Genomic DNA, 1,035 nt, shown 5'->3' on the forward strand with positions numbered 1-1,035 from the left:
GGCAAAGAGGTATTCAGTTTTGGCAACTATACCAACCAGTGGCATGGCCAGTCTAATGGAGGCGATGAATTACCAACCGGAACATACTTCTACACAATAGAGCGTTCTAATGGTGAAAACCGCACCGGATGGGTGTACATTAACAGACAATATTAATAGTTATAAAGAATAGGTTACAAATTCCCCTTGTTTTTTATAAGCAAGGGGAATAATAAACCTTTATAATTCAGAAGCTTAATTGTTTTTATTGGGTTTTTAGGATTAAATAAATATTAAAATTTTGATTTACTGGATAAATTTTGTTTTTTTTGCTATAAATATTAAATTATTCTTTAGTTTTGAAGTTGTTTAATTGGAAATACTTGAATTTTTAAGATACACACACACATGAAGAAACTTTACCTTGCAGTTGTATTGTTCCTTGGCGGCATTTATGTTGCTACGGCCCAGCAAGACCCTCACTACACACAGTACATGTATAACATGAACGTTATTAACCCGGCGTATGCCGGTAGCAAAGACCACCTGGCCTTTGGATTGTTATACCGCAAACAATGGGTAGACATCCAGGATTCCCCGAGTACGGGTACCTTTAGCGGTCACAGCCCAGTTGGCAAGAATGTAGGCCTTGGCCTTTCTGCCATAGTGGATGAGATAGGCCCGGTACAGGAGAGCAATGTGTACGCGGATTTTTCGTACACGTTAAAGCTTGGAGGAGAGCACCGCCTGGCCCTTGGTTTAAAAGCGGGCGTTACGATGCACGATGTTGGCCTTTACAGCGACATAGGGAACGGTTATGTACCGGCCCCGGGCGACCCTGCTTTTAGTGAAAATGTAAACAATACCTACCTGAACGTAGGGGCAGGCTTTTTTTACTATACAGAGAAATACTACCTAGCCTTTTCGGTGCCCAATATGCTAAAGAGCAAACATCTTGATGTAAAACCGAACGGGCAGGACCTGGAATTTGGTTCAGAGGTGTCGCACTACTTCTTAACGGGAGGTTATGTATTCCAGCTTAGCGACAATGTAAAG

Annotated in this window: 2 protein-coding genes; both read left to right on the plus strand. The window is 41.6% G+C overall.

What is annotated here, in order from left to right:
- On the plus strand, window positions 1–156 hold a 156-nt coding region (locus ABS766_RS16710), incomplete at its 5' end, for a T9SS type B sorting domain-containing protein (protein ID WP_408086340.1).
- A gap of 231 nt (window positions 157–387) precedes the next feature.
- A partial coding sequence (locus ABS766_RS16715) for a PorP/SprF family type IX secretion system membrane protein (RefSeq protein WP_408086339.1) occupies window positions 388–1,035 on the plus strand: 648 nt, incomplete at its 3' end.

It is taken from the genome of Flavobacterium rhizosphaerae (assembly GCF_046000445.1).
In the GTDB taxonomy this organism is placed as follows: domain Bacteria; phylum Bacteroidota; class Bacteroidia; order Flavobacteriales; family Flavobacteriaceae; genus Flavobacterium; species Flavobacterium rhizosphaerae.